Consider the following 25517-nt stretch of genomic DNA (forward strand, 5'->3'; position numbering starts at 1 on the left):
GCGGTCAAGTAGCATTTCTGTTCGACTTCTTGCTTAAGAAAGTAGAACCCCTAATAAAATTGCCGAATGGCTACCGTATCTAAAAGACCCCTTAGCGCTGAGGAACAGGCTGATGCTGGCCGCCTAAAGGCCGCCTGGCAGGCCTATCAGGCCACGTGCCGAGACCGGGGAGAGAGCCCAACCCAAGAGTGGCTGGGTTCGGTGACAAACCTAGGAAAACAAAGCGTTGTTGGCCAATATTTACGCGGCGTAATCCCTCTAAACTTGCGCGCGCTAGTGGCGATTTGCGCTGCTATCGGCGCCCGTCCAGAAGAGATCAGCCCCTCCCTTACATCTTCATTACGAGACATTACAAGGTTTCCCGGCCGGCAGGGGCACCCTACGGCAGAGGGGGGGATTTCTACTGAAGCGGATGCTTACAATCGGCCTTCATCAGGGGACAACTTCGAGCCAGGCCCAGACCTGAAGCCAAGGAGATATCCCGAAATTTCATGGGTGCAGGCGGGAATGTGGACTGAAATAGGTGAGAACTTCGCCCCAGGCGAGGCAGTGGACTGGCACCTCTGCCCCTACGACCTTGGAGAGCGGGGATTTGTGGTCAGGGTCAAAGGGGTCTCGATGACAGCGCCGGTCGAGTCGCGTCATTCATTTCCAGAAGGAACCCTTCTTTTCATCAATCCGGATCTGGAGGCACTACCAGGGAAGTTCGTTGTGGTCCGACGCAATGGCAAGGTACAGACCGAAGCAACATTCAAGCGACTCACCCTTGTCGATGGCGAGCCGTTTCTCGAAGCACTCAACCCGGCTTGGCCGAATCGTTACGTACGGGTAGAGGCAGGAGATCACTTCTGCGGCGTCGTCGTATTTGCCGGCATGCAGCTCTAGCACGCCAACCTCCCCTCGCCTCACTTCGGAGGCCGCCCCCGCGCCGCGACTGCGGCGGCCTCTGCAAGATCCAAGAACGCTTGAATCGCTGCCTCGGCTTGCTTTGTCAGCAGCCCGAGGCGATCCATCTCACGTATTCGGTCGGAAAGTCGGCGGGCTGCCTTGCTCAGCTCGTCCCGCCCCACATCTTGCTCCAGCAGCTGCTCGAGCGAGATGGCGAACGCATCCGACAACTCACGCGCACGCCCCAACGGGGCTCCGCCTCTACGCTTCCAGTTGGTGACCACATTGGTACCGACATTCATGCGCTCCGCGAGCCAGGCCTGGCTGCGATCCGTGCGGTCCAGTAGCACCGCGATCCGTGCCCAAGGGATGGTCTTATTTTCCTCCATAAGGCGCGACGGTATCCACTATTGCGCGCTCTGCGCATCACATTATGTGTTGTATCTAGTACACAAAATGACACCACCGCGCTAGAAGATTCCCGAGGCATGCGCTTTTTTCGTCGCATTTTGCAGACATTCCCCTTTTCGACGTCATCGCAACACTTTGCAAGGCTATGGACCCTCCCAAAGTGGGGTCCATATCGCACAAGTAGAAGTTCTATTGACGTTTTGCAGTAGCACTTCTACTATTCTGATTCCCACGGTACTGCCTGGAGTCCCGAATGCTCACGAAATACTGCCGAGGTCCTGCCCTCTACCTCGCCCTTGTTGCGGCCGCATTCGTGGCCCATGCCTGCGCCATGGAGCGCGACGAGCAGGCCACGCCTGCCACCACCGCAACCCGCAGCGTGTGAGGCCGACCATGCATCTCAAACTCAGCTTTACACCTCCTCGGCCCAACGGATGGATCGTCATCGACGACTTTGGCGTCGAGCACGATGCGCTTTTCCGAGATGGAGACTTCGGCGGCAGCTCAGACGCCCCTTGCCGAGCCCGGTGGGCGTTTGAAGACACCGGCGACGAAGACCCGGACTACTTCCGTATTAGCAGCACGCATCCGCGCCCGTACTACTGCCGTGAAGCCGTGCCTTTTACTTCCGCCTTCGGCCTCAGTATCGAGATCGATCTGACTGTCGATTTCCAACTCATCCCCGCCTGGGATGAAGACGCCGGCTTGTCGTGCGAGAGCCGCGAGTCAGGCGCTCGCATTGAGATCCTGCACACCAGCGGATGGGACCAGCCCTATATGGTCTCGCTCGACAAGAAGGCCCTAGAAGACTTCTGTTGGGCGTACATCGATCTCGAAAAAGCCCGCGAGGATGCCGAGCGGAAGGCGCGCCTGGCCAAGCCATCTGCGGAGGCCTTGCAATGATCCGCTTCCGCATCACCATCGATGGCCGGATCACCTACACGGGCCTGTTCCGCAGCACCTGCGACGCGATTATTGACGCCCTAGATCGCGGCGCGCGCACTGTGTCGGCGGAACTAGCATGAAGCGCCGCCGCTTCTCTGATGCGGAGCTCATCGCGGAGTTTGTTCGTATCCAGGGGAGCGGCATTCCGCAAGACGAACTAGGCAAGGACACGATCCGCCGCAAGGTGATCCGATCTCTCCGCGCCCACCTGAGCACCCAGGCCCGCCGCATTCCTGCGCGCCCCCGCTTCGATCCCACGGTCATCGACCACAAACGCCGTCAGGCAAACGACCTCGACTGACCGAGGCGTAACCGCACCACTCCGGGGAAACATCGTGAACGAACAACTACTGGACATTCTTCTCAACGCAAAGGACTGGCTTACCGCCGCCCAGATCGCCGACAAGGGCAAATGGCGCAGCGAGGCCAACGTCAGCCTGCAGCTCAAGCAGCTGCAAGGCCAGAGCCGCGCGGTCTGCCGCAAGTCGGCCACCGTGAAGGACGCAAAGGACCGGCCGGCGCTGGAATGGCGGCATCCGGATCTCGCCCGCGCGGAGTGCGAAGGCGAAGCCGCCCACATCGCAGGCTCGCCCACCGAACCCGCACCGGTCACTACCAGCGCGCTGGAACAAAACTTGGCTGAGCAGCTGCAGGCCCACAAGGATCTCGCAGCGGCCGCCGCAGCGGAAGTGGCTGAAGTCCAGGCCGAGCGCGACCAGCTGCAAGCCACCCTCGCCGAAGTGTCGGAGACACTGGGATACGCCAAGGAAGCCATGAAGGCTCAGGGCGGGATCATCACTCAACTGCGCCAGGAACTTGCCGCACGCGACCAGGCATCGGCCCTAGTCGCCCCCACCGGCTATGCCGTCGCCGTCCCTGGCCGCCCGCTGCGCCGCTTTACCAAGCCGGAATCTGCCACCCGCCGCGCCGTCGCCGCCGCCCGCGGCAAATCCGGCCGCAGCGAGGTGTTCGCCCTCATCCCGATCGGCCGTGCACAGCGCTCCGCTGAATGGCAAGCCACCCACCCCACCGCAGCCTAAGAGGACCGCCCCATGCGCTACCTTGAACTCACCCTGCTGACCACCGGCGCCATCGTCGCCCTTGCCTGCGCCATCTCCATCTTCGCCGCCGCCTTTTGGTGGCTTACCGCCGAAGGCCGCGGCGTTCTTTGGCTCCGCAACCAGGAGCTCTACCGCGAATGGCGCCGCATCTCCGGCAGCGGCATCGCTGACGCCTCCTGGTGGATCAACCAGTCCCACCCCCAAGCTGCTCACGCACTGCGCTACCTGTCCAACCTGATGATTGGCGGCTGCGAGATCGAGGGCGGCCGCCTGCGTGGCGAGCTGGAAAAGGCATTCCCTAGCGGGTTCATCGGAACCCAATGGCCCGCCTCGATCGCCGGCTCCCCCGTCAACCTGGAAGGCCTGGCCGATGCGCTGCTGCGCGCGGATGCCCAGCGTGACGAAAACGGATTCACCTCCAACCCCGCGCTACCCGCCTTCGATGAAGGCACGCGCCATGACCTGATCCTCCAAGCGCTAGGACTGGAGTCCGCTTTTGTGGCGATGGATAGCGACTGCGAAGACGAGGCCGTGACGCATCGCTACTTTGGCGACGAGTTCACTGAAGGCGAGTGCGACTGCACCGCCTGGACGCCAACCCGCCCCGAAGGCGATGGCTGGGTGCTACTGGAAGTCTACGACACCGAGGATGGCCCGGCGGCCATGTTCGCGCGCCGCATCACCGCCGCCCACCGCAAGCAGGCCGAGCGCCAAGCACAATTCGACCGCGACGTCACCGCCGGCTATCGGCAGACCCTCGGCGACCTTCTCGCCGATATAGCTGAAATCGCAGCCTATGCAGAAGGCGTTGGCCACCTCCCCATCGACGGCCCCACGCCAGAAGTGCTGCGGCGCCTTGTCGACGCGATCACCAAGCTGCGCGACCAACAGCGCCCCGCCGCCATCGCCGCCTAATCCCGCACTACCAGGAGAACCCCCATGACTTCCCCACAAGCCGGCGAACTGCTGCACGTGCGCGTTGCCGACCTAACCATCTCGCCACGCAACGTCCGCAAGACCCCCTCGTCCACAATCAACGAGCTGGCTGCGTCGATCTGGTCACACGGCCTGATGCAGAACCTGACCGTCACGACCAGCACCAGCCGCAAGAAGAACGCTGCGGCCTATGAGGTCATCGCAGGCGGCCGCCGCCTGCTGGCGCTGCAGCAGCTAATCAGCCAGCGGATCCTGCCCAAGGATCACGAGGTGCTTTGCATCCTGCGCGATGTCAGCGGCGCCGAGGAAGCGAGCATTGCCGAGAACATGCACGAGGCCATGCACCCTGCCGATGAGTTCGAGGCATTCAAGGGGCTGATCGATGCCGGCAGCTCAGTCGACGATGTCGCCGCGCGCTTTGGCGTCACGCCGCTGGTGGTGCGCCGCCGCCTCAAGCTGGCCAACATCTCGCCGCGGCTGATCGATGAATACCGCGCGGGCAACGTCAAGCTGGACCAGCTCACCGCACTGGCTATCTCCGATAACCACGCCGACCAGGAGCGCGTGTGGGATTCCGCCAAAGGCTGGAATCGCAATCCGCAGGCGCTGCGCGAAGCCCTGGTCGACAAGGCCATCGATGCCTCGCGCGATCGGCTTGCACGCTTCGTCGGCCTGGATGCTTACGAGGCCGCCGGCGGTCCCGTCACCCGCGACCTGTTCAGCGACGGCGGTGGATACATCGGCGATGGCCAGCTGCTCAAGCGTCTGGCCATGGAGAAGCTCGAGGCGATCGCCGACCAGGTGCGCGCAGAAAACTGGAGCTGGGTCGAAGCCCGGGACAAGCTCGACTACAGCGAGGAGCACAGCTTCGGCCGCAGCCAGCCGAAGAAGCGCCAAGCCACCACCGAGGAGGCCGCGCAGCTCGAGCAACTGGAGGCGCGCGCGCGCCAGCTGGACGATCTGCTCCAGGACGATGACTCGACCGAAGAACAGCAAGCCGAGTTCGACCGCGTCGAGGCCGAGATCGCCAACCTCAAGGCAGGCCTGGAAGACTACACCGAGCGCCAGAAGTCCCGCGCCGGCGCGATCGTCACCATCGACCACAGCGGCGTTGTCGAGATCCATCGCGGCATGATCAAGCCGGCCAAGGACGGCAAGAAGCCGCGCGATCTGCCGGCTGACGACGGCAACAGCGAGACCCCCACCCAGGCGCCGCAAGCGCCGACGCTGTCCGCGACGCTGGTGCAAAAGCTCACCGCTCACCGCACGGCCGCACTGCAGGCGCTGGTGGCTGGGGCGCCGGCGGTGGCGCTCACCGCGCTGCTGTATGCCCTGGTACCGGATGTTTTCCAGTCGTCGCTGGGCCATCGCTTCCGCTATGACGCCGTGGCCAAGGTGTCGATCACCGACCAGCGCGGCTCGGTTTCCTCGGCCTCGGCCGACATGGAGGCCTCGCCCGCCTGGCAGAGCATGGAAGCCAGCGTCGCCCGCTGGGAAGACCGCATGCCTGGTGAGGATGAGGATTTGTTCACCTGGCTGCAGGATCTCAGCCAGGCCGACCAGCTCGATCTGCTGGCCGTCTGCGTTGCGCACAGCATCAACACGTTCGCGCAGCGCGAGGACTCCGCTGGCCACGCGCGCGCCAACCAGCTCGCCGAGGCAGTGGATCTGGACATGGCCGACTGGTGGCAGCCTACGGCCGACTCCTACCTGGCCAGCGTGCCGGCATCCCGGCGCATCGAAGCCGTGCGCGAGGCCGCCGGCGAGGAAACCGCCGCAGGCCTGGAAGGCATGAAGAAGGCCGACATGATCGCCGCCGCCGAGGGGCACCTGGACGGGCGCCGCTGGCTGCCGGAAGTACTGCGCCGCCCCGTCACCAAACCAGCCAGCAACGCACCCGCTAGCAAGAAGACCAACCAAGCACCGATCCGTTATCGCGACGAGGCAGGCAACACCTGGACGGGTCGCGGCAAGCGTCCCACCTGGCTCACCAAGTCACTGGAGAGTGGCAAAACACTCGAAGACTTCCTCGTCATGCCGGAGGCAGCATGACCTGGGAAGTATCCGCTGCACTCACCCTCACCGCCATGTTCATCGTCATGGCAGTGGGCTCATATGCCCACTACGTGTGGGCGAAGAAACAGGCTGCTAATCCGATCAAGGACGACGTATGACCAATCTCAACCCACACCCCGATGACGCCGCAGTCGACCGCTTCGCTGCAGCATTGAAAGACAAGCTCGCCACGGCGCGCGCTAAGGGACGCAGCGGCTGGGACGACCCCACTCGTTGCACAACCGACTCGCTCGCCGTCCACCTAGTGGAGCATATCGGCAAGGGCGATCCCCTCGATGTCGGCGCATTCGCCATGATGCTGCATCAGCGCGGCGCGGCGCGTAGTGCGCTGGCCACCTACGGCGTGCGCGCCCTCCTCCCCGCCATTCGAGGGGAGATTGCCAAGGGCGAGGGGGCGGCGTTCTCCGTAGACGTATCTGACTACGCCACGCTGCTGGAGATGACTGCCGAAGCTGCCGAAGCCCAGGCCGCACACTTCCGCGCTCGCGGGCACACCGTGACAGTGACGGCGCTTGGCCCTATCGCCGCCCCGCAACCGGGCGCAAAGGCGCTGACGGACCTGATCCGCGGCATGACCGGCAACACCATGTGCCAGATCGAAGGCGAGGACCTGGTCATCCGCATCCCTGTGAGTGCGATCGCCACTGCTGCAGAAATCATCCTGCCGGAGTTGCTTGGCATCGATCCGATGCTGTGCGAGCACCCAGTCAAGGTCACCGACCAGGCCGTCTGGGCTGATGAGGTGATCCACACCCTGCTCGCAGAGGATGAAATCGGCCAGACCCGCATCACCAAGATGTTCGATAGAGCATTTCTGCACGCGCTTGAACAAGGTGCCGAAGGCATCGAGGTCGAGGATGTCTCGGAGGGAGCTAGCCATGGCTGAGCTGGCCACCCGCATCCCGCGTGAATGGACGGCCGCCATCACCAGCCCCACCCGCGCCGTCATGGACATGGCACCAGGTGCATGGCGTCATAGCCCCGCCGACATTGAGCGCGTCCTGGTACGCGAGATCCTGCCCGGAGAGCAGCCGGCCGCGGTCACACGCGCCGCCGGCGCATCCATCGATGCCGCCCAAGCCGTCGAGTCCGCCATGACCGAACTGGCGCGTGAGCTTGGCTGCTTCTACTCCGACCTGATCCCACACAACGCCGGCCTCTTCATTCCAGGCGAGGGGCAAGCCTGCCCCAACCCGGTCGACGCGATCCGCCGACTTTTCGCACACGTCCACGCCGGCGGCACAGTGCACCGCCCGGGAACGCCCAACGATGCAGAGAAGGCCCAGCGCGGCCCTGCGGAACGCGCTGTAGATCCTCGCCAGGAAGGCCTGTTCTAGCCCTTACCTATCACACTCATATTTTGCATTTACCCATATGACTGCTAACCAATTGAACAGCCCCCTCCTTGCGCATCCGGAAGCATTGACGGATGCGCAGATCATCGGCCTCTGGGATCGCCTCGCGATAACCCATCAGAACTCTGCCAGACGCATTGTGGGATTTGCGCGGGAGGTCCTCGCCCACGCCGCCCCCGTGCCGAGTGCATCGCCTGCCGACCAGACTGACTACAAGGCCATGTTTAAGGACGCGTGCCTTGACCTAGCAGCAATTCATACATCGCTTGGCATACCCGACGATGAGGCAGGAGGCGCCGAGCCGATCTTGAGCGCCATCGAGGAACTGAAGGCGAGCTCATCGCCTGCCGCGCTGACGGCAATCCGCGAGAAGCTGGCGCGTTTCGAAGAATGCGCCGGAGACGACGAGGGCTGCGATATTGGCCGTAGGTGGTTCGATGCGCTGACCACCATTGGATTGCTGTCTCGCACCCAGCGCAGCCCCGCCACGTGGTCACTGACGCCTACGGGCGAGGCCCTGCTTGCCGTATCGCCTGCCGACCCTACGGGAGCCGAGGCGGAGGACTTCAATCCCGTCGAAGCCATCGGCGTGGAGCTTGCCCGGGCAGAGGCTGGCCCTAACCCGCGAGGCGTAGACATCCTCATCGAAGCGCTCGACTGCACCCTGCACGCTCACGGCTTCGAAGTGCGACCCCGCGAGGCCGACGCCCCGCAACCGAGCGCCAAGGCGCTGACGGACTACAGCTATCAGCAACTGTTTGATGCCATTGCAGCGGCAACGCATGTGAGTGCAGGCAACGTTGCTGTTTCAGTCAAGAACTTCCGTGCCGCCCTCCTGGCCGCAGAGCAGCCCAGCGAGGACAAGCGCGATGCGGAGGTGTGGACACGTATGGGCGAAGGGTTTCCTCAGCTGCCGGGGCCCTGCCTCGTGATGTTCACCGAAGACAACGAGCTGGAACTGACGACCGAGTATCCGATGCAGGCCAGCTACCGAGAAGTCACGGGCAAGGGATTCACCTACTTCGATTCGTGGAGAGGAGAGAACATCAGCATTGACGACCAGATTACGCACTGGATGCCAATGCCTGCACGGCCCGCCACCGACGCCTCAGTCGCCAATGGAGAGCCGCAATCATGAGATTCCACATCGCATGTTTCAGCCCCCTGGAGGGCAAGTCGTACCTCGAGGAAGTCATCGGCGATCTCGTGGAAATTGAGGGGATGCCAGAGAATTCATGCGCCGTGCATGCCCTGGTCAACAAAGGCCCCGAGGAACCGTTTTACGCTGTCTCTCACATCGAGAGCGGACATCGCGTCGCTGGCGGCGACAGCATCGACTTGGCCATCCTACAGGCGCGCGAAACGGTAGCGTGGATGCTGGCCACTCACCCTACCAAGGAGATCCATTCGAGCACCGCACGCGCTGTCGAAAAGCGCCGACAGCTCGATGTTCGCCCCATCATCCCGCAACCGCAGCCGAGTGCACGCCGATGAGCCGCCCTGCCCTCTCCCGAACAGCCGGCATCCTGTGCGAGTTGGACAAGGACAAGGCCGCCGCCCTGCGGTATCACTGCCGGATCGGGCTACCTTTCAGCGACTGGCGCCGAGTTCAGTCCGAAAACATCGCCGGCAACGGCCAACGAAGCTCCGAAGGCTATCGGGAGACACAGCAATGAGCCTGCTCACGCAAGCCTACTTGCTCGAGCAATACGGCCCGCGGCTGAGCGTGGCCCAGCTGGCGAGCCTACTAGATATTACGGAGGGAACGATTCGGAACCAGGTTAGCGCCAGGTCATTCCCAATCCATACGTATTCGGAAGGGGGACGCCGCTTTGCCTCTTACCAGGCAGTCGCCGAGTATCTCGACGCCATGGATTCTGCTGCGCGTGGGAGGGGCCTGAAGGCGGCCTGACGAAATTGACCTGCTACAAAAATGCTACAGCAAAGATCAATTCCGTTAAAAATCAAGACCTTAGGCTGTCATTCCTCGCCGTGAACTACGGCGAGACGATAGACACTTCCGGATCGGTGAATGCGCCTTGGCGGCGCGGATCCTGAAGCAGGCCGGAGTATATCAAAATCCTCACCGCCCAAGAAACGCGCCGCCCCTCGCTTCAGCACTCGCCTTTCTTGGCGTGCCCCGGGGGACAGTGATAGCCCTTGTCTTTCTTGCCATACCCGCCGTCGCCGCGTCCGTCCCAGCGCTCGGGCATCAACACCCAGCCACCGCTGGCCTGCACCCAGCGCGGCGCCTCGTAGACGTAGCCGGCGCGCTCGCGCTCCCATTTGCCCTTTTTCCATTTGTGCTTGTGGCCGCGATCGTCCCAATCCCAGTAGCCGGGGGCCCAGACGTAGCCGGGACGCGCAACCGGGACGGCTTCATAGACGGGGGCCGGCGGCGGAACGCCAATCGCCAGATTGATTGACACCTGGGCCAGCGCCGCCGGCGCCACGCCCAACCCACCCGCCAAGCCCGCTGCTGCTGCCGCGCACAACAGAATCTTTCGCATATTGTTCTCTCGCTTGCCTGTGTTGTTCAGGAGCAAGAATAGCCTGACCCGGAACTTCAGGCTGTTAGCAAAGGTATCCATCGATGACTTTTGTCGCGCGAAGGAAACGCAGCGGCGTGGCGAGGCGCGGTTAGCAGAACCGCCAGCCCCACAAACGAGAAGCCCGCCAGGAGACTGGCGGGCTGGTTGCGGACGGTCCGGGCCTTCCAGGTCAACGCCGGCGCTATCGCGGCAACAGTCGTTGCAAGCAGCGTTTCCCATGATTCCGCCCATGACGCGGACGTCCCTCCGGACCACCCGGAGAGTCGAAGGAAAGCTGGCAGTGACGCCGACTGCCGCGATATCAGCGGCTAGCAGCACTTAAAGCAAAGCGCCGAGGAAGGTCAGCGGGTATTCCAGGTCCGCCACCTTGCCGGGCAACCGTGTGCCCGACGGCTTCAGTATAGGCAGGCAGCCCACGGATGCAACTTTGAATGGGGCAGGGAAAAATGCCAACAAAAGTGCGCGATGACACGCAAAATCTCGCGCTTCAGCCGCCTATCGGCCTCAAAAAGGAATTCCTATCGCAGTGCAACAAACTTACTTTTGTTTCTGCTATAATTCGCGCCGTGAGTTCGCACTGTGAGTTGTGCAACACGCCAGCCGGGTTCTTCCGGCAGGCGATACCGCCCCCGCTCTCAAGCTCTGCTCCCCGGTCCCGCCGACTGGCCTGCTTTATGTTGCCGCGCTGTTTGCTGCATCAGGGCCAACTGGTGATACCCGACAGAACGCATTTCTCACCGACGTCGCCTCGTCTCCGATCCTGTTGAATAGCTCTATAGAGCTGTTTGCCTGCCAGGGACTGCCGCCCGGCCTTGTGCCCGGTGTCACCCTGCCTGCCGCCGTACTGCCAGCTGTGTCTGTCGTAACGGCCTCACCGATTGGCGCCGAAGCCTTTTTAAGACTTTGCACTGCGCCCGCCCCTGTTCGCTAGTTCGGCATGGGGTGCCATGCATTTAAAGAAAATTACGACATGACCCAGCACGACATTCGTGCGGAGCAAGATTTTGCCTCCGCCGCCGACGCATCGATCGAAGCCGCAGCCATCGCCACCCCCGCTATCCAGGAACCGAGCCCGCTCGACAAGCTCGACGCCATCCTCAGCCCGGAAGCCGCCGTGGCGCCTGCCGCTGTTGCCATCGATGCCGAAAACGGCTTCGCCAAGCTCGGCCTCGAAGAAGCCATTCTTCGCGCCCTGGTTGAACTGAACTACACCACCCCGACCCCGGTGCAGGCACAAGCGATCCCCGCCTTCCTGGCTGGCCGCGACCTGCTGGTGTCGAGCCAGACCGGCTCGGGCAAGACCGGCGCCTTTATCCTGCCGGCAATCCAGCGCATCAGCGAGAAGGCTTCGCCGAATCGCCCGCGTTCGGACGATCCGGTCAAGCGCATGAAGGGCAAGCGCCCCCGTCCGTCGCCGGCGCAACCCGCGCTGCTGGTGCTGACCCCAACCCGCGAACTGGCCCTGCAAGTTACCGAAGCCACCGCCAAGTACGGCCGCCACCTGCGCCGCATCGTCTGCGCCAGCATCCTGGGCGGCATGCCTTACCCGAAGCAGCTCGCCGCGCTGTCCAAGATGCCTGACATCCTGGTCGCGACCCCGGGCCGCCTGCTGGACCACGTTGAAGCCGGCCGTATCGACCTGTCCCAGCTGGACATGCTGGTGTTCGACGAAGCCGACCGTATGCTCGACATGGGCTTCGCCGACGACATCGACGCCATCGTTGCCGCTACCCCGGCCACCCGCCAGACGCTGATGTTCTCGGCCACGCTGGACGGCCGCATCGCCCAGCTGGCCTCGCGTCAGCTGCGCGATCCGCAACGCATCGAGATCGCCGCGACCCGCGCCGACCAAAGCAATATCGAACAGCGCCTGCACTTCACCGACGACATGTCGCACAAGGAAAAGCTGCTGGACCACCTGCTGCGCGACACCACGCTCAAGCAAGCCATCGTCTTCACCGCGACCAAGCGCGATGCCGATTCGCTGGCCGAGCGCCTGTCGGACACCGGCTTCGCGGCCGGCGCGCTGCACGGCGACATGACCCAGGGCGCGCGTAACCGCACCCTGACCTCGCTGCGCCGCGGCAACCTGCGCATCCTGGTGGCAACCGACGTGGCCGCACGCGGCATCGACGTGCCCGATATCACCCACGTGGTCAACTTCGACCTGCCCAAGCAAGCGGAAGACTACGTCCACCGTATCGGCCGTACCGGCCGTGCTGGCCGCTCGGGCGTCGCCATCAACCTGGTGAACCACGGCGACATGTTCCAGTGGAAGCGCATCGAGCGCTTCACCAACAACCGTGTCGACGCATCGGTGATCGAAGGCCTGGAGCCGCGTCGCTCGCCGAAGCCGCGTTCGGGCTTCGCCGGCAAGCCGGGCGGCGACCGCGGCGGCTACCGTGGCAACAGCAATGGCGGCGGCTATCGCGGCGGTGAAAACCGCAGCTTTGGCGACCGCAAGTTCGGCGGCGGCGAAAGCCGCGGCTTCGGCAGCCGTGACGGCGCCCCGCGTCCCGCAGGCGATCGCCCGTTCGGCGACCGTGACGGCAACCGTGGCTTCGGCGACCGCAGCAGCCTGGGCAACCCCAATGGCAACAGCACCGGCTATCGTGGCCAGGGCGGCCAAGGCGCGGCCGGCGGCCAGCGCAGCTTCAACAACGAAAGCGGCGGCTACCGTGGCGGCGACAATCGCGGCTTCGGCAATCGTGACGGCGCGGCTCCCCGCAGCTTCGGCGACGGCAATCGTGGCGGCTTTGGCGGCGGTGCAGCCGGCAATGGCAGCAACGGTGGATACCGTGGCGGCGAAGGCCGCAGCTTCGGCAACCGCGATGGCAACCGTGACGGCGCACCCCGCAGCTTCGGCGACGGCAACCGCGGCGGCTTTGGCGGCGGTCAGCGCAACGGCAACGGCAACACCGGCGGCCGCTCGCGTTTCGAGCGTTAATTCGCCAGGCTGAACAGGTTCACCGCTTAGGCGGTGATCTCTCGCAAAGCCAAAGAAAAAGGCACCTTCGGGTGCCTTTTTCTTTGGCTGGCGACTTTGGCCGCCTCAACCAACAGCGCTCGCCACCGGCAACCAGTGCCCCGCTACATCGAACAGCTGCGAAAGCCGACGAACGCGAAATCGTCCTCGGGCAGCAGCGCCATGCGCGCGCGTGCATGGCGCTGGCGCGCCGGGCTGGCGAAAGAGGTGCTCCGCACCGCCTGGTGGCTGGCAAAGCAGTATACGTATTCCATATCGGCGGGGTCCGCCTCGAATCCCGCGTAGGGCTCGTACGGCGTCGCCGTCCACTCGCGCACCATGCCCCAGCGCAGGCCGCCCCGGTCCTGGACTGCAGCCAGCTCCCATTCCGTCTCCGTCGGCAGGCGCCGGCCTGCCCAGGCACACCAGGCTTGCGCCTCGAACAAGCTGACGTGACGTACCGCCTCGTCAGGGCTCAACGTGCGCAGACTGCCGAAACGCAAGGCCATCCAGGCCCTGGACTCAGGATGGCGGGCCCAGTAGCGCGGCGCCGAGCGATCCTGCATCATCAGCCACTGGCGCCCCGCCGCCGACCACCACGACGCGCGCTCGTAGCCGCCGTCCTCTACGAAATCGAGGAACTGCGCATTGCTGACCGGCGCGGCATCCATCTCGAAAGCCGGCACATAGGTGGGCTGGGCCGGCCGTTCATCGGGCAGCGCGAAGCCATCCGGCGCGTTCCAGCCCTGGATGAAACGCCCGCCGGGAAACTGCAAGGTGCCGCCGTGCGGCACCGATACCGATGGCAGGACGACCGCAGGCTCCACGGGGGCAACGCCCAGCGCCTGCAGCAGCGCGGCGATGGCCTCGCCCTGGCGGTCCTCGTGGAACAGCGCGCGGCGCCAGGCGTAGAGCGTGGCATCGCCATCGTCGGGTTGCGCCGCCAGCCGGCGCAGGACGGCATCGAGCACGTCGGCGGCGTAGCGCTTGACCACGGCCACGTCGGGCAGCGTGACCTCCCAGCGGGCATCGGGATCGATGCGATCGGGATCGAACCACTCATCCGCGCCAGTCAGCAGCGACGGCACACTGGCCACCTGCAGCCAGGCGCCATCGCGCTCGAGCGTACGCACGTCGCGCAGGCACCACCATTCGGCGTGCCAGGCCACATGTCCGAGAGTCCACAGCGGTGGGTCGGCAAAGTCCTGCCGTGGCACCTCCCAGCCGCGCCGGGTCTGGCCAAAAGCTGCCAGCCAGGCCAGGGTGCGGTTGCGCGCCTCCACCAGTGCCTGAGCCAGGCCTTCGCGCGGCAGCCGCCGGGCATCGGCCCAGACGGCCTTGCCGCCGTTGAAATGAAGGTCGGGAAGCATGGAGAAGCCGCTCATCGAACACCCTGCCGGAAAATGGGATTGGCACCCGGTTGCGTGATCCGGCGAGCCGCGTGTGCCATGCGCCGCACCTCTCGCCGGAGAGATGCGGGCATTATGACACCAGCCCTACCGCCCCCTCGCGGTGCGCCCGGTGGCTTCAGGCTTCAGGCTTCAGGCTTCAGACCCGGGCGTGGAACACCGCGAACCATCCGCGCGGATCGCTCCACCAGACCGGATCGCCGAAGCCCGCGGCCTCGAGCAAGGCAGCGAAGTCGTCCGGGCGGTATTTATACGAATCCTCCGTATGAATTTGCTCGCCCGCGCGGAAGCCGCGGCTACCCTCCGCCCAGCGCACGGTGACCTCGCGCTCAGCTTGCAGGTGCATCTGGATGCGCGACCCCACGCGGTCGAAGCTGGCCACATGGCGCCAGTCCTCAAGCTGGAAGTCGCTGCCCACGATGCGGTTCAGGTTGCGCAGCACATTGCGATTGAAGGCGGCGGTCACGCCCAGCGGGTCATCATAGGCAGCCACCAGCGCCTGCTCGTCCTTGAGCAGGTCCACACCGATCAGCACGCCATCCCCCTTGCCCGCCGCGGCCCGCAGCCGCTGCAGCAAGGCCTGCGCCTGCGCGGGTGCGAAATTGCCGATACTGGATCCTGGATAAAAGAACAGACGGCGCCCGTGCCTGACCTCGGGCGGCAGATCGAGCGGCACGCACAGGTCGGCGCCCAGGCCAAGCATGGGAATCTGCGGATGCTGCTGCTGCAGGCAGAACAGCGTGCCGCGCAGGAACTCCACCGAGATGTCGAGCGCCACGTATTGCGCCGGCTGCAGGCTGCCGAAGAGCCGGGCCGCCTTCTGGCAGTTACCCGCGCCAAGGTCGATCAGCACGCAGCCGCTGCCGGCGCGTGCGGCCATCGCGGGAGCAAATGCCGAAAAGACCGCGGCCTCGGTGCGCGTGGGGTAGTACTCGGGCAGATCGGTGATGGCCTCGAACAGGCGCGAGCCGAGCACGTCGTAGAAGAACTTGGGGCTGATGCTGGCGGCGCCGGCCAGCAGGCCGCGCGTGATCTCGCCGCGTAGCGCGCCGCTGTCTTCGTGGTACTGCTGGATGAAATCCAGCCGCGGCACCGGGTTCGGCTGTGCATGGCCGTTGCCGACGACGACGCTGCTGGCGGGAGAGCCGTTGGGTTTCAGGGCGGAGGTGCCGTTGTGATTGGCTTGCGTGTGCTTGAGGCGTGCGTTCAGCGGATTCAGCGGGGTCGGGACTGCCGGCATGACGTTTCCTTGATGGTCGATGGGCACTGCATAAAACCCCCAGAGGCCCGCACGTCACGGCATGCGCGGGAGTTGCAAGGGATTCGCCTCCGGTGACGTCTGGGGCGCATCAGCGATGCAAGTCTTTTCAGGATAGCTGGCGAGCGCGGAGTGTGCTTACCGCATTGCACAAAATCCTCTGTGCAGTGGAAACCAGAAAGTGCGCCTTATTCAACAACAGTTTGCCGCCGCAATGCCACCACAACGCCACCACATAAAATACGCGGCATCGTTTATAATCCGCCTCAGCGTATCTGCTTCGGGCTCGCCCGGATTGGATCGCCCCTCAAAGGGGAGTAGCTCCGGGGCCATGCCCTTAGCACAATCGTCATTCCGGGACTGACAGTCTCCGGTTGTGCTGACCGCGCCAAGTACCATCGGCGGTCGAGCAAGACCTTTGCAACCTGGTTTCATGGTTTGCAAAGGCGCCTCCCAAGCCCCCCACACATCATGTCTCCAGGCCAAACCGGTGCGTACGCACGGCTCTTAGCTATTCGTTGTTCGAGGAGATTTCATGGAATGGTTTACCGATTTGTTCACGATGCAGTTCCTGACGGCACTGCTATCCATCGTCGTCATTGACCTTGTGCTGGCCGGCGACAATGCGATCGTGATCGCCCTGGCGGCGCGCAACCTGCCGCCCCACCTGCAGAAGAAAGCCATCATCTGGGGAACTGTCGGCGCGGTCGTGGTCCGTTCGGCCATGACGGTCGGCGTGGTGTGGCTGCTCAAGATCCCTGGCCTGCTGCTGATCGGCGGCGCGGCCCTGGTGTGGATTGCCTACAAGCTGCTGTCCGATGACGGCAATGGCGACGAACATGGCGCGGGCGCAACCACCCTGGTGGGCGCGATGAAGACGATCATCATCGCCGATGCGGTGATGGGCGTGGACAACGTGCTGGCAGTGGCCGGCGCGGCGCACGGCAGCTTCCTGCTGGTGGTGCTGGGCCTGCTCATCAGCATCCCCATCGTGGTGTGGGGCTCGAGCCTGGTGCTCAAGCTGATGTCGCGCTTCCCCTCGGTCATCTTCGTCGGTGCCGGCGTGCTAGCCTTCACCGCAGTCAAGATGATCGTCAGCGAGCCGCTGGTGAAGGATTTCTTCAACAGCAACGCACTGGCTTACTACGGCTTGTTCGTGGTTGTCGTTGGCGGCGTGCTGGGCGCTGGCTACCTGGTGCAAAAACGCCGGGCTCCGGCTACGGCCGCGCAGTAATGCGCGGCGGCGCCAGCGCCGCCGAGCTAGCTGGATCCTGAAAACGGGTCGCCACGGGTCGCCGAAAGGCGGCCCGTTTTGCTTTGCGATAAAATGCTAAACATTTAGCAATTTGCTATCCGGTTATTTGCTATTCGGTTAGCAGATTGCCGCCATACGCGCACGCCGCTGTCGCGTCACTTTTCCCCAACACCCGCGCCGATGAAACAGTACCTCGACTTCATGCGCCATGTGCAAGAGCATGGCACCGAAAAGGCCGACCGCACCGGCACCGGCACGCGCTCGGTGTTTGGCTACCAGATGCGCTTCGACCTGCGCGAAGGCTTCCCGGTGGTGACCACCAAGAAGCTGCACATGAAGTCGATCATTCACGAACTGCTGTGGTTCCTGAAGGGCTCGACCAACATCCAGTACCTGAAGGACAACGGCGTCAGCATCTGGGACGAATGGGCCGACGCAAACGGCGAGCTCGGGCCGGTCTATGGCTCGCAGTGGCGCGCGTGGCCCACGCCGGACGGCCGCCACATCGACCAGATCACCGAGCTGATGGCGCAGATCCGCAGCAATCCCGATTCGCGCCGGCTGATCGTATCGGCCTGGAACGTAGGCGAGATCGCGCAGATGAAGCTGCCGCCCTGCCATGCTTTCTTCCAGTTCTACGTGGCCGACGGCCGCCTGTCGTGCCAGCTGTACCAGCGCAGCGCCGATATCTTCCTGGGCGTGCCGTTCAATATCGCCAGCTATGCGCTGCTGACGCACATGATCGCGCAGCAGACCGGGCTGGAGGTGGGCGACTTCATCTGGACCGGCGGCGACTGCCACATCTACAGCAACCATGCCGAGCAGGTGGCAACCCAGCTCGCGCGCGCGCCGATGGCGTTGCCGCAGCTGAAGATCCTGCGCAAGCCGGACAGCATCTTCGACTACAAGTACGAGGACTTCGAACTGGTGGGCTACGAATCGCATCCGGCCATCAAGGCACCGGTGGCCGTATGACGCTGCTGACCCTGATCGTGGCGAAAGCCCGCAACGGCGTGATCGGCCGCGACAACACCCTGCCCTGGCGCCTGCCCGAGGACCTGGCGCACTTCAAGCGCACCACCATGGGCGCGCCCATCGTGATGGGCCGCAAGACGTGGGAGTCGATCGGCCGGCCGCTGCCAGGCCGGCGCAATATCGTGGTGAGCCGCAACCGCGACCTGCGCATCGAAGGCTGCGACGTGGCGAACTCGCTCGAAGACGCGCAGCGGCTATGCGTGGGTGCTGAACAGATCTTCCTGATCGGCGGCGCGCAGCTGTATGCCGAGGCCCTGCCCTGCGCTGACCGGCTGGTGGTGACGGAAATCGATGCGGATGTGGAAGGCGACGCGGTGTTTCCGGCCATCGACCCGCAGCAGTGGGTCGCGACGCAGCGCGAGCGGCATCATTCGGAGGCGAACGGTTTCGACTACGCGTTCGTGACGTACGAACGCCCGCCCTCGGGCGAGGAATAGCGGTCGCCTCAAACGCCAGGTTTAAAGCGACGCTGACGTTCTACGCGCGGCGGCCTGTCTTCAGGCCGCCGCTGTCGTTTTAGTTGCCGCCGGCAATGGTCATCTGCTCGATCAGGACCGAGCCGGTTTCCTTGGTGCCGCGCACCAGCGCATCGGCGCCAATGGCCACGATCTGCTGGAACATCTCCTTCATGTTGCCGGCGATGGTGATCTCTTCCACCGGGTACTGGATCACGCCGTTCTCGACCCAATAGCCCGACGCGCCGCGCGAGTAATCGCCCGTCACGTAGTTCACGCCCTGCCCCATCAGTTCGGTCACCAGCAGGCCGGTGCCCAGCTTGCGCAGCATGCCGGCGAAGTCATCTTCCGGCGTGGTCAGCTTGCTGGAGAGCGTCAAGTTGTGCGAGCCGCCGGCATTGCCGGTGGTCTTCATGCCCAGCTTGCGCGCCGAGTACGTGGAGAGGAAATAGCCTTCCACCACGCCGCCGCGCACCACATCGCGCGCGTGGGTCTTCACGCCTTCTTCGTCGAAGGGCGCGCTGCCCATGGCGCCCGGCAGATGGGGCTGCTCGTGGATATGGATATGCGGCGCAAACACCGCCTTGCCCAGTGTGTCGTAGAGGAAGGTCGACTTGCGGTACAGCGCGCCGCCGGACACGGCCTGCACGAAGGCGCCGAGCAGACCGGCAGCCAGAGGTGCCTCGAACAGCACCGGGCAGCGGCGCGTCGACAACTGGCGCGCATTCAGGCGGGCCAGCGAGCGCTCGGCGGCATAGCGGCCGATGTCCTCGGGCGCGGCCAGCGCGCCGGGCGCGCGCTTGGACGAGTACCAGTCGTCGCGCTGCATGCCGCTGCCGGTGCCGGCGATCGGCGCGCAGGAAATAAAGTGGCGGGAATACGGGTAGCCGCCCGTGAAGCCGCGCGAAGTGGCCAGCACGAACTGCGAATGCTGGGCCGAGACGCTGGCGCCGTCGCTGTTGCGAATGCGCGGCGAGACCGCGAAGGCGGCCGCCTCGGAGCGCCGCGCGATCTCGATGGCTTGCTCAGCGTCGATATTCCAGGGGTGGAACAGGTTGAGGTCCTGCGGGTTGCGCTCGAGCAGCGCCTCTTCCGCCAGGCCGGCGCAATCGTCTTCCGCGGTGAAGCGGGCGATGTTGTAAGCCGCCTCGGCCGTGGCGCGCAGGGCCGCCGGCGAGAAATCCGAGGTGCTGGCGTTGCCGCGCCGCTGGCCGATCATGACCGTGACGCCCACTACCTTGTCGCGGTTTTGCTCGATGGTTTCCACCTGGCCCTTGCGCACCGACACCGACAGGCCGCTGCCCTCGGAGATCTCGGTAGCCGCGTCGGTGGCGCCCAGCTCGCGTGCCACCCGCAGCACATCGGCGGCCATCTCGCTGAGCTGGGCCTGGGTATAAGTGAAGTGGGTGGTCTGGTCTGCGGATTGATCCATTGTGGGCGCGGTCATCAAAAGTCCAAACAAGAATCATAGCAAGATAAAATGCCAACCATGACGCGAAACACCCGCCCCTCCCCCCGGAACGCCTCCGGCTTCCCCGACCCGTTCTCCCCTGAACCGGCCGACGACGACGACATGCTCAAGAGCAAGTCGCAGAAAAAGCGCGATATGCTCGCCCTGCAAGACCTGGGCGTGGAACTCGAAGCCCTGCCCAAGGACCGCCTGGCGCGCGTGCCCATGCCCGAAGCGCTGGCCGACGCCATCCGCGACGCGCGGCGCATCACCAACCACGAAGGCAAGCGCCGCCAGATGCAGTATGTCGGCAAGGTCATGCGCAGGCTGGACGATAACGAAGTGGCCGCCATCCAGCGCGTGCTGGAAGGCTTCAAGGGCACCAGCAAGGCCGAGACGGCTAAGCTGCACCTGGTCGAGCGCTGGCGCGAGCTGCTGCTGGCGGACGACGCGGCGCTGACGAAGTTCCTGGCCGAGCACCCGGCCAGCGATGTCCAGACGCTGCGCAACATCATCCGCAACGCGCGCAAAGAGCACGAGATGAACAAGCCGCCGCGCTACTTCCGCGAGCTGTTCCAGGCCATCAAGACGGCGCTGGAAAGCAAGCTGGCCGCAGCCGCCGGCGAGCAGGAACCCGAGCCGGAAGCCGGCGAATAACCAGCAACCCAAACGCAGCAACCAAGGAAATGGGGACAAGATGACGCAAACCACAACGCCCGCGCTGGTCCATCCCGTTGCCCGCAGGCACCCGGACGAACTGCTGGTTGGCTTTGTCTCGATCTCCGACCGTGCCTCAACCGGCACCTATCAGGACGAGGGCATCCCGGCGCTGCGCGACTGGTTCGGGCGCGCCCTGACCTCGCCCTGGCAGGCCGTGGAGCGCCTCATCCCTGACGAGCAGGCGCTGATCTCGCGCACGCTGATCGAGCTGGTCGATGTGGCTGGCTGCGATCTGGTGCTGACCACCGGCGGCACCGGCCCGGCCCGCCGCGACGTCACCCCCGAGGCCACGCTGGCGGTAGGCACCAAGGAAATGCCTGGCTTTGGCGAGCAGATGCGCCAGGTCAGCCTGCACTTCGTGCCCACGGCCATCCTGTCGCGGCAGGTGGCGGTAATTCGCGAAACCGCCAGCCGCGCCGCCCTCATCATCAACCTGCCGGGCCAGCCGCGCGCCATCCGTGAAACCTTGGAAGGCCTGCGTGGCGAGGACGGCAAATCCATCGTGCAGGGCATCTTTGCCGCCGTGCCCTACTGCGTCGACCTGATCGGCGGGCCTTACATCGACACGGACGAAGCCGTGGCCAAGGTGTGGCGCCCCAAGCACGCGATCCGCGCCAAACCCGCCGCGTGAACCTCCGGGGCAGCAACGCTATCGCAGCCCCAGATACAGCCCCACCGGCACGAACACCACGGCAGCCACATTGCCCAGCAGCACGATCGACGCCACCTGGTCCGGCTCCTGCCGGAAATGATCGGCCACCAGGAAGTTGAGCACGGCCGGCGGCAGCGAGGCGAACACGAACAGCAGCCCGCGCTGGAGCTGGGTCAGCGGCACCATCTGTGCCAGCAGCAAGGCGCAGGCGATGCCGGTCAGCGGACAGGCCACGGCACCGATCGCGCCCATGCCCCAGTTGCGCAGGCTCACATCCTTCATGCGCACGCCGAGCGCGAACAGCATCAAGGGCACGGTGGCGTCGCCCAGCAGCTTGATCGACTGGAACACCGGCTCCGGCAGCGAGAACCACGGCCGCGCCAGCGACAACCCCACCCCCGCCACCGTTGCCAGCACCATCGGGTTGCGCGCGATCTGCGTGATCGACGCGTGCCGGTTGACGATCTTCATGCCGATGGTGAAGTGCATCAGGTTGGACGCGGCGAACAGCGCCACCGCGGGCGCCAGCCCGAGCGGCCCGAACGCGAACACCGATAGCGGCAAGCCCATGTTGCCGCAGTTGTTGAACATCATCGGCGGCACGAAGGTGCGCGGATCCGCCCCCAGCAGCCTCGCGCCAAGCCACGCCAGCAACCCCGAGCCCAGCACCACGGCAACCGCGCAACCCAGCAGCACAAGCTGGTCGGCCAGCACGAATTCCTTGCTGACAAAAGCCGACACCACCAGCAGCGGCGCGATCACATCGAGCGTGGCGCGGTTGATCCCGGACATGTCGGGATGCGCGCGGCGCCCGTAGAGCCAGCCGACCAGGATGATCAGGATGACCGGCGTGATGATCGAGACGATACGCGCAAGCATGGGCGGGCTGCCGTTAAGCCAAAGCGCCCCGCAGGGCGCCTTGGCAGTGACATGGGAGGAGAAAAAATCAGGCGGCCGGGGTATCCGGCGCTGCGCTCGCCTCGGTTGCGGCCGCGGTTGCGGGCGCTGCCGCCGGTGCCGACTGGCGGATGAAGTGGGTGCGGTAGTAGCGAAGCTCTTCCACGGACTCCAGGATATCGGCCAGCGCGGTGTGCAGCTGGCGCTTGATGAAGCCCTTGTGGATGGCCGGCTCCCAGCGCTTGCACAATTCCTTGAGCGTGGAGACGTCGAGGTTGCGATAGTGGAAGAAGGCCTCCAGCTTGGGCATGTAGCGCGCCATGAAGCGGCGGTCCTGGCAGATCGAGTTGCCGCACATGGGCGACTTGCCGGCCGGCACCCAGCGCTTGAGGAAGGCCAGCAGTTCGACCTCGGCCTGCGCTTCGGTCAGGGTCGAGGCCTTGACCTTGTCGATCAGGCCCGAACGGCCATGGGTGCCCTTGTTCCAGTTGTCCATACCATCGAGCACGGCGTCTTCCTGATGGATCACCAGCACCGGGCCTTCGGCCAAGATGTTGAGCTCGGAGTCCGTCACGACAATGGCGATCTCGATGATGCGGTCCGTGTCGGGCATCAGGCCGGTCATCTCCATGTCCAGCCAGATCAGGTTGTTTTCGCTCTTGACGGATTTGACGCCGCTGGGGACGTGGGTATTTTGGCTGGTCATCTGGACTGCAATCGAAAGGGAAGCAAAAGAGGGCGCGCCCGCTCCCCGGATCAGGAACAAGGGGCAGCAGGCACGAACAACTTATAATTCTCGCATATCCGCCGCCGCAGCCGGTTCCAACGCGTTCGGAAACCCGCTTCGGCGGCCCGGCCGCCACCGCGTACGCCAAGGCTTCACACGACAAGGCCCTGCCCGATGTTCACGTTTCTGTTCCTAGCCGCCCTGATGCTGATGGTGCTGACCAAGCTCTGGCTGGCGGCCCGCCAGGTGCGCCATGTGGCGCAACACCGTCATGCGGTGCCTGCCCGCTTTGCCGACACCATCACGCTGTCCTCCCACCAGAAGGCGGCCGACTACACCATCGCCCGCACCCGGCTGTCGATGCTGGAAGTGCTGGCTGGCGCCGCGCTGCTGATCGTGCTGACCATGCTGGGCGGGCTGCAGTGGATCAACCAGTTCTGGATCGACACCTTCGGCCCGGGCTACGCCTACAGCGTGGCGCTGATCGCCAGCGTGGCCGTGATCGGCGGCCTGGTCGACCTGCCCTTCTCCCTCTATGGGCAGTTCGGCATCGAGCAGCGCTTTGGCTTCAACCGCATGAGCTGGAAGCTCTACCTGGCCGACATGCTCAAGATGACCGCCGTTGGCTGCGCGCTCGGCCTGCCCTTGCTGCTCGCCGTGCTGTGGCTCATGGCCCATATGGGCGAGTACTGGTGGGCCTGGACGTGGCTGACGTGGATCGCCTTCACGATCTTTGTGCAGATGATTGCCCCGACGGTGATCATGCCGCTGTTCAACCGCTTCGAGCCGCTGGCCAATGCCTCGCTGGAAGCCCGCATCACGCGCCTGCTGCAGCGATGCGGCTTTCGCAGCCGCGGCCTGTTCGTGATGGACGGCAGCAAGCGCAGCGCGCACGGCAATGCCTACTTCACCGGCTTCGGCGCGGCCAAGCGCATCGTTTTCTTCGACACGCTGATGGAGCGCCTTGCCGATGACGAGATCGAAGCGGTACTGGCGCATGAGCTTGGCCACTTCAAGCGGCGCCACATCCTGAAGGGCATGCTGGTCAGCTTCGCGCTGAGCCTGCTCTTCCTCGCCGCGCTGGGCTGGCTTTCCAGCCGCACGTGGTTCTACACCGGGCTGGGCGTGCTGCCCAACCTTGGCACCACCAATCACGCCCTTGCCCTCGTGCTGTTCTTCCTGACCTTGCCGGTATTCACCTTCCTGCTCGGCCCCCTGGCCAGCCAGACCTCGCGCCGCCATGAATTCGAGGCGGATGCCTTTGCGGCCGGCCAGACCGATGCCGGCCACCTGGTCTCGGCCCTCGTCAAGCTTTACAAGGACAATGCCTCTACCTTGACCCCCGACCCGATCTACAGCGCCTTCTACTACTCGCACCCACCGGCAGCACAGCGGATCGACCGCCTGCTGGCGCACGCATGAGCCGCGCCGCCAGCCGGGGAGGCCCGCAGCGCGCCCCAAGCCCTGCCAAAGCCAATGCCAATGGCGCCGCCGCCGAGGAGGCGCTGATCGTCGCCGCGCACGGCCGCCACTATGTGATCGAGCTGGACGACGGCAGCCGCCTGCACGGCTTCCCGCGCGGCAAGCRCAGCGAATGCGCGGTGGGCGACCGTGTCACCATCGAGCGCGCCGCGTCCGACCAGTGCGTGATCACCGGCTTCAAGCCGCGCAAGAACCTGCTGCATCGCTCGGACCAGTTCAAGTCCAAGCTGCTGGCCGCCAACATCGACCAGGTAGTGATCGTGCTGGCGACCGAGCCGGGCTTCTCGGAAGACCTGCTGGGCCGCGCGCTGGTGTCTGCCGAAGCACTGGGCATCCGCCCGCTGATCATCCTCAACAAGATCGACCTGACCGAGCGGCTGGAAGAAGCGCGCGGCCGCCTCGAGCTGTACCGCGGGCTGGGCTACGAGACGCTGTTCCTGTCGGTTCACGGATCGCCGGAAGACACGCTGGCGCAGTTGCGCCCGCAGCTGGCGCACCGCGCCAGCATCCTGATCGGCCAGTCGGGCATGGGCAAGTCCTCGCTGCTGAACCTGCTGATCCCGGGCGTGGAAGCGCAAACGCGGGAAATCTCCGCCAAGCTGGATTCGGGCAAGCACACCACCACCTTCACCCGCCTCTACCACCTGCCCGCCAGCGTGGATGGCGGGGCCGATGGCGTGGATAGCGTGGATGGCGCAGATCCTCAAGCGCGCCAGCGTGGCTGCCTGATCGATTCGCCGGGTTTCCAGGAGTTCGGCCTGCACCACCTGAGCGAAGGCATGCTGGAGCGCGCGTTCCCTGAATTCCGCCCACGCCTGACCGAGTGCCGCTTCTACAATTGCCACCACATCAACGAGCCCGGCTGCGGCGTGCTGGCGTCGATGAAGACCGGCGAGATCTCCGGCCGGCGCCACCAGCTCTACACGCAGCTGCTGCACGAATCCCGCCAGCAAAAGCCGTGGTAAGGTAATCGGGCGCGCCGCCTGCG

At 64.7% G+C, this 25517-nt stretch carries 29 protein-coding genes; 22 read left to right on the forward strand and 7 right to left on the reverse strand.

The features are described from left to right. The first annotated feature begins 66 nt into the window (after nucleotides 1–66). Nucleotides 67–885: a LexA family protein gene (locus AB4061_RS15375; protein ID WP_441635145.1), complete on the forward strand. Its 819-nt coding sequence runs from the start codon at nucleotides 67–69 to the stop codon at nucleotides 883–885. Between the two features lie 20 nt (nucleotides 886–905). On the opposite strand, the gene AB4061_RS15380 is transcribed toward AB4061_RS15375, so the two are convergent. Continuing rightward, entirely contained in the window at nucleotides 906–1277 is a 372-nt protein-coding gene (locus tag AB4061_RS15380; protein ID WP_441635147.1) for a hypothetical protein, read from the reverse strand. A gap of 275 nt (nucleotides 1278–1552) precedes the next feature. On the opposite strand from AB4061_RS15380, the gene AB4061_RS15385 reads away from it, so the two are divergent. The 13 genes from AB4061_RS15385 (at nucleotide 1553) to AB4061_RS15445 (ending at nucleotide 9584) form a co-directional block, all read left to right on the forward strand. Further along, nucleotides 1553–1684 (forward strand): hypothetical protein, encoded by a 132-nt coding sequence (locus tag AB4061_RS15385; RefSeq protein ID WP_441635149.1) that lies wholly within the window; start codon nucleotides 1553–1555, stop codon nucleotides 1682–1684. A gap of 8 nt (nucleotides 1685–1692) precedes the next feature. After that, nucleotides 1693–2202 carry a hypothetical protein gene (locus tag AB4061_RS15390; protein ID WP_441635151.1) on the forward strand — a complete coding sequence of 170 codons (510 nt, stop codon included), beginning with the start codon at nucleotides 1693–1695 and terminating at the stop codon, nucleotides 2200–2202. Beyond that, complete coding sequence (locus tag AB4061_RS15395; RefSeq protein ID WP_441635153.1) at nucleotides 2199–2324, forward strand: hypothetical protein; 126 nt, start codon at nucleotides 2199–2201, stop codon at nucleotides 2322–2324. The genes AB4061_RS15390 and AB4061_RS15395 overlap by 4 nt, the downstream gene beginning before the upstream one ends. Next, on the forward strand, nucleotides 2321–2545 hold the full coding sequence (locus AB4061_RS15400) for a hypothetical protein (RefSeq protein WP_428178949.1): 225 nt from the start codon (nucleotides 2321–2323) through the stop codon (nucleotides 2543–2545). Before AB4061_RS15395 ends, AB4061_RS15400 begins: the two co-directional genes overlap by 4 nt. Before the next feature lie 34 nt (nucleotides 2546–2579). Next, nucleotides 2580–3284 (forward strand): hypothetical protein, encoded by a 705-nt coding sequence (locus tag AB4061_RS15405; protein WP_441635155.1) that lies wholly within the window; start codon nucleotides 2580–2582, stop codon nucleotides 3282–3284. A gap of 12 nt (nucleotides 3285–3296) precedes the next feature. Beyond that, complete coding sequence (locus AB4061_RS15410) at nucleotides 3297–4220, forward strand: hypothetical protein (RefSeq protein WP_441635157.1); 924 nt, start codon at nucleotides 3297–3299, stop codon at nucleotides 4218–4220. A gap of 24 nt (nucleotides 4221–4244) precedes the next feature. Continuing rightward, entirely contained in the window at nucleotides 4245–6293 is a 2049-nt protein-coding gene (locus tag AB4061_RS15415; protein WP_441635159.1) for an H-NS family nucleoid-associated regulatory protein, read from the forward strand. Next, nucleotides 6290–6415, forward strand: a complete 126-nt coding sequence (locus AB4061_RS15420) for a hypothetical protein (RefSeq protein ID WP_441635161.1) — start codon at nucleotides 6290–6292, stop codon at nucleotides 6413–6415. The genes AB4061_RS15415 and AB4061_RS15420 overlap by 4 nt, the downstream gene beginning before the upstream one ends. Next, nucleotides 6412–7203 (forward strand): hypothetical protein, encoded by a 792-nt coding sequence (locus tag AB4061_RS15425; protein ID WP_441635163.1) that lies wholly within the window; start codon nucleotides 6412–6414, stop codon nucleotides 7201–7203. Before AB4061_RS15420 ends, AB4061_RS15425 begins: the two co-directional genes overlap by 4 nt. Then, nucleotides 7196–7654 (forward strand): hypothetical protein, encoded by a 459-nt coding sequence (locus tag AB4061_RS15430; protein WP_441635165.1) that lies wholly within the window; start codon nucleotides 7196–7198, stop codon nucleotides 7652–7654. Before AB4061_RS15425 ends, AB4061_RS15430 begins: the two co-directional genes overlap by 8 nt. A gap of 37 nt (nucleotides 7655–7691) precedes the next feature. Continuing rightward, entirely contained in the window at nucleotides 7692–8810 is a 1119-nt protein-coding gene (locus AB4061_RS15435; RefSeq protein WP_441635167.1) for a hypothetical protein, read from the forward strand. Further along, on the forward strand, nucleotides 8807–9166 hold the full coding sequence (locus AB4061_RS15440; protein ID WP_441635169.1) for a hypothetical protein: 360 nt from the start codon (nucleotides 8807–8809) through the stop codon (nucleotides 9164–9166). Before AB4061_RS15435 ends, AB4061_RS15440 begins: the two co-directional genes overlap by 4 nt. Nucleotides 9167–9344: 178 nt before the next feature. Then, nucleotides 9345–9584: a hypothetical protein gene (locus AB4061_RS15445; RefSeq protein ID WP_441635171.1), complete on the forward strand. Its 240-nt coding sequence runs from the start codon at nucleotides 9345–9347 to the stop codon at nucleotides 9582–9584. Nucleotides 9585–9786: 202 nt separating this feature from the next. On the opposite strand, the gene AB4061_RS15450 is transcribed toward AB4061_RS15445, so the two are convergent. Beyond that, nucleotides 9787–10182, reverse strand: a complete 396-nt coding sequence (locus AB4061_RS15450; RefSeq protein ID WP_441635173.1) for a YXWGXW repeat-containing protein — start codon at nucleotides 10180–10182, stop codon at nucleotides 9787–9789. A gap of 1012 nt (nucleotides 10183–11194) precedes the next feature. Between AB4061_RS15450 and AB4061_RS15455 the strand changes: the two genes are divergently transcribed. Next, nucleotides 11195–13171, forward strand: coding sequence for a DEAD/DEAH box helicase (locus AB4061_RS15455; protein ID WP_441635175.1), 1977 nt, complete (start codon nucleotides 11195–11197; stop codon nucleotides 13169–13171). Nucleotides 13172–13314: 143 nt separating this feature from the next. Here the strand turns inward: AB4061_RS15455 and AB4061_RS15460 are convergent, their stop codons facing one another. Both AB4061_RS15460 and egtD read right to left on the reverse strand, forming a co-directional pair. Continuing rightward, nucleotides 13315–14574, reverse strand: coding sequence for an SUMF1/EgtB/PvdO family nonheme iron enzyme (locus tag AB4061_RS15460; protein WP_441635177.1), 1260 nt, complete (start codon nucleotides 14572–14574; stop codon nucleotides 13315–13317). A gap of 163 nt (nucleotides 14575–14737) precedes the next feature. Then, nucleotides 14738–15838 (reverse strand): L-histidine N(alpha)-methyltransferase, encoded by a 1101-nt coding sequence (egtD, locus tag AB4061_RS15465; RefSeq protein WP_441635179.1) that lies wholly within the window; start codon nucleotides 15836–15838, stop codon nucleotides 14738–14740. A 553-nt stretch (nucleotides 15839–16391) separates the two neighbouring features. Here egtD and AB4061_RS15470 point away from each other — a divergent pair. The 3 genes from AB4061_RS15470 to AB4061_RS15480 all read left to right on the forward strand — a co-directional run bounded on the left by AB4061_RS15470 (nucleotide 16392) and on the right by AB4061_RS15480 (nucleotide 18583). After that, the gene (locus tag AB4061_RS15470) at nucleotides 16392–17090 is read left to right on the forward strand and encodes a TerC family protein (RefSeq protein WP_441635181.1); all 699 of its coding nucleotides are present in this window, start codon (nucleotides 16392–16394) and stop codon (nucleotides 17088–17090) included. Nucleotides 17091–17291: 201 nt separating this feature from the next. Beyond that, nucleotides 17292–18086, forward strand: coding sequence for a thymidylate synthase (locus AB4061_RS15475; protein ID WP_441635183.1), 795 nt, complete (start codon nucleotides 17292–17294; stop codon nucleotides 18084–18086). Beyond that, nucleotides 18083–18583 (forward strand): dihydrofolate reductase, encoded by a 501-nt coding sequence (locus AB4061_RS15480; RefSeq protein WP_441635185.1) that lies wholly within the window; start codon nucleotides 18083–18085, stop codon nucleotides 18581–18583. Before AB4061_RS15475 ends, AB4061_RS15480 begins: the two co-directional genes overlap by 4 nt. Nucleotides 18584–18662: 79 nt before the next feature. Here AB4061_RS15480 and pmbA read toward each other — a convergent pair whose 3' ends face one another. Next, on the reverse strand, nucleotides 18663–20033 hold the full coding sequence (pmbA, locus tag AB4061_RS15485) for a metalloprotease PmbA (RefSeq protein ID WP_441635187.1): 1371 nt from the start codon (nucleotides 20031–20033) through the stop codon (nucleotides 18663–18665). 57 nt (nucleotides 20034–20090) lie between these two features. Here pmbA and yjgA point away from each other — a divergent pair, with 57 nt between their 5' ends. Together yjgA and mog are read left to right on the forward strand one after the other, a co-directional pair. After that, nucleotides 20091–20708 carry a ribosome biogenesis factor YjgA gene (yjgA, locus tag AB4061_RS15490; protein ID WP_441635189.1) on the forward strand — a complete coding sequence of 206 codons (618 nt, stop codon included), beginning with the start codon at nucleotides 20091–20093 and terminating at the stop codon, nucleotides 20706–20708. 40 nt (nucleotides 20709–20748) lie between these two features. Continuing rightward, complete coding sequence (gene mog, locus AB4061_RS15495; protein WP_441635191.1) at nucleotides 20749–21402, forward strand: molybdopterin adenylyltransferase; 654 nt, start codon at nucleotides 20749–20751, stop codon at nucleotides 21400–21402. Between the two features lie 18 nt (nucleotides 21403–21420). Here mog and AB4061_RS15500 read toward each other — a convergent pair whose 3' ends face one another. Together AB4061_RS15500 and orn are read right to left on the reverse strand one after the other, a co-directional pair. Further along, nucleotides 21421–22302 carry an AEC family transporter gene (locus tag AB4061_RS15500; protein WP_441635193.1) on the reverse strand — a complete coding sequence of 294 codons (882 nt, stop codon included), beginning with the start codon at nucleotides 22300–22302 and terminating at the stop codon, nucleotides 21421–21423. Between the two features lie 67 nt (nucleotides 22303–22369). Continuing rightward, the gene (gene orn / locus AB4061_RS15505; RefSeq protein ID WP_441635195.1) at nucleotides 22370–23026 is read right to left on the reverse strand and encodes an oligoribonuclease; all 657 of its coding nucleotides are present in this window, start codon (nucleotides 23024–23026) and stop codon (nucleotides 22370–22372) included. A gap of 195 nt (nucleotides 23027–23221) precedes the next feature. Here orn and AB4061_RS15510 point away from each other — a divergent pair, with 195 nt between their 5' ends. Both AB4061_RS15510 and rsgA read left to right on the forward strand, forming a co-directional pair. Next, nucleotides 23222–24469, forward strand: a complete 1248-nt coding sequence (locus AB4061_RS15510; protein WP_441635197.1) for a M48 family metallopeptidase — start codon at nucleotides 23222–23224, stop codon at nucleotides 24467–24469. After that, entirely contained in the window at nucleotides 24466–25494 is a 1029-nt protein-coding gene (rsgA, locus tag AB4061_RS15515) for a ribosome small subunit-dependent GTPase A (RefSeq protein ID WP_441635199.1), read from the forward strand. Before AB4061_RS15510 ends, rsgA begins: the two co-directional genes overlap by 4 nt. The last annotated feature ends 23 nt before the right edge of the window (nucleotides 25495–25517 follow it).

The organism is Cupriavidus sp. YAF13, assembly GCF_052113425.1.
In the GTDB taxonomy this organism is placed as follows: domain Bacteria; phylum Pseudomonadota; class Gammaproteobacteria; order Burkholderiales; family Burkholderiaceae; genus Cupriavidus.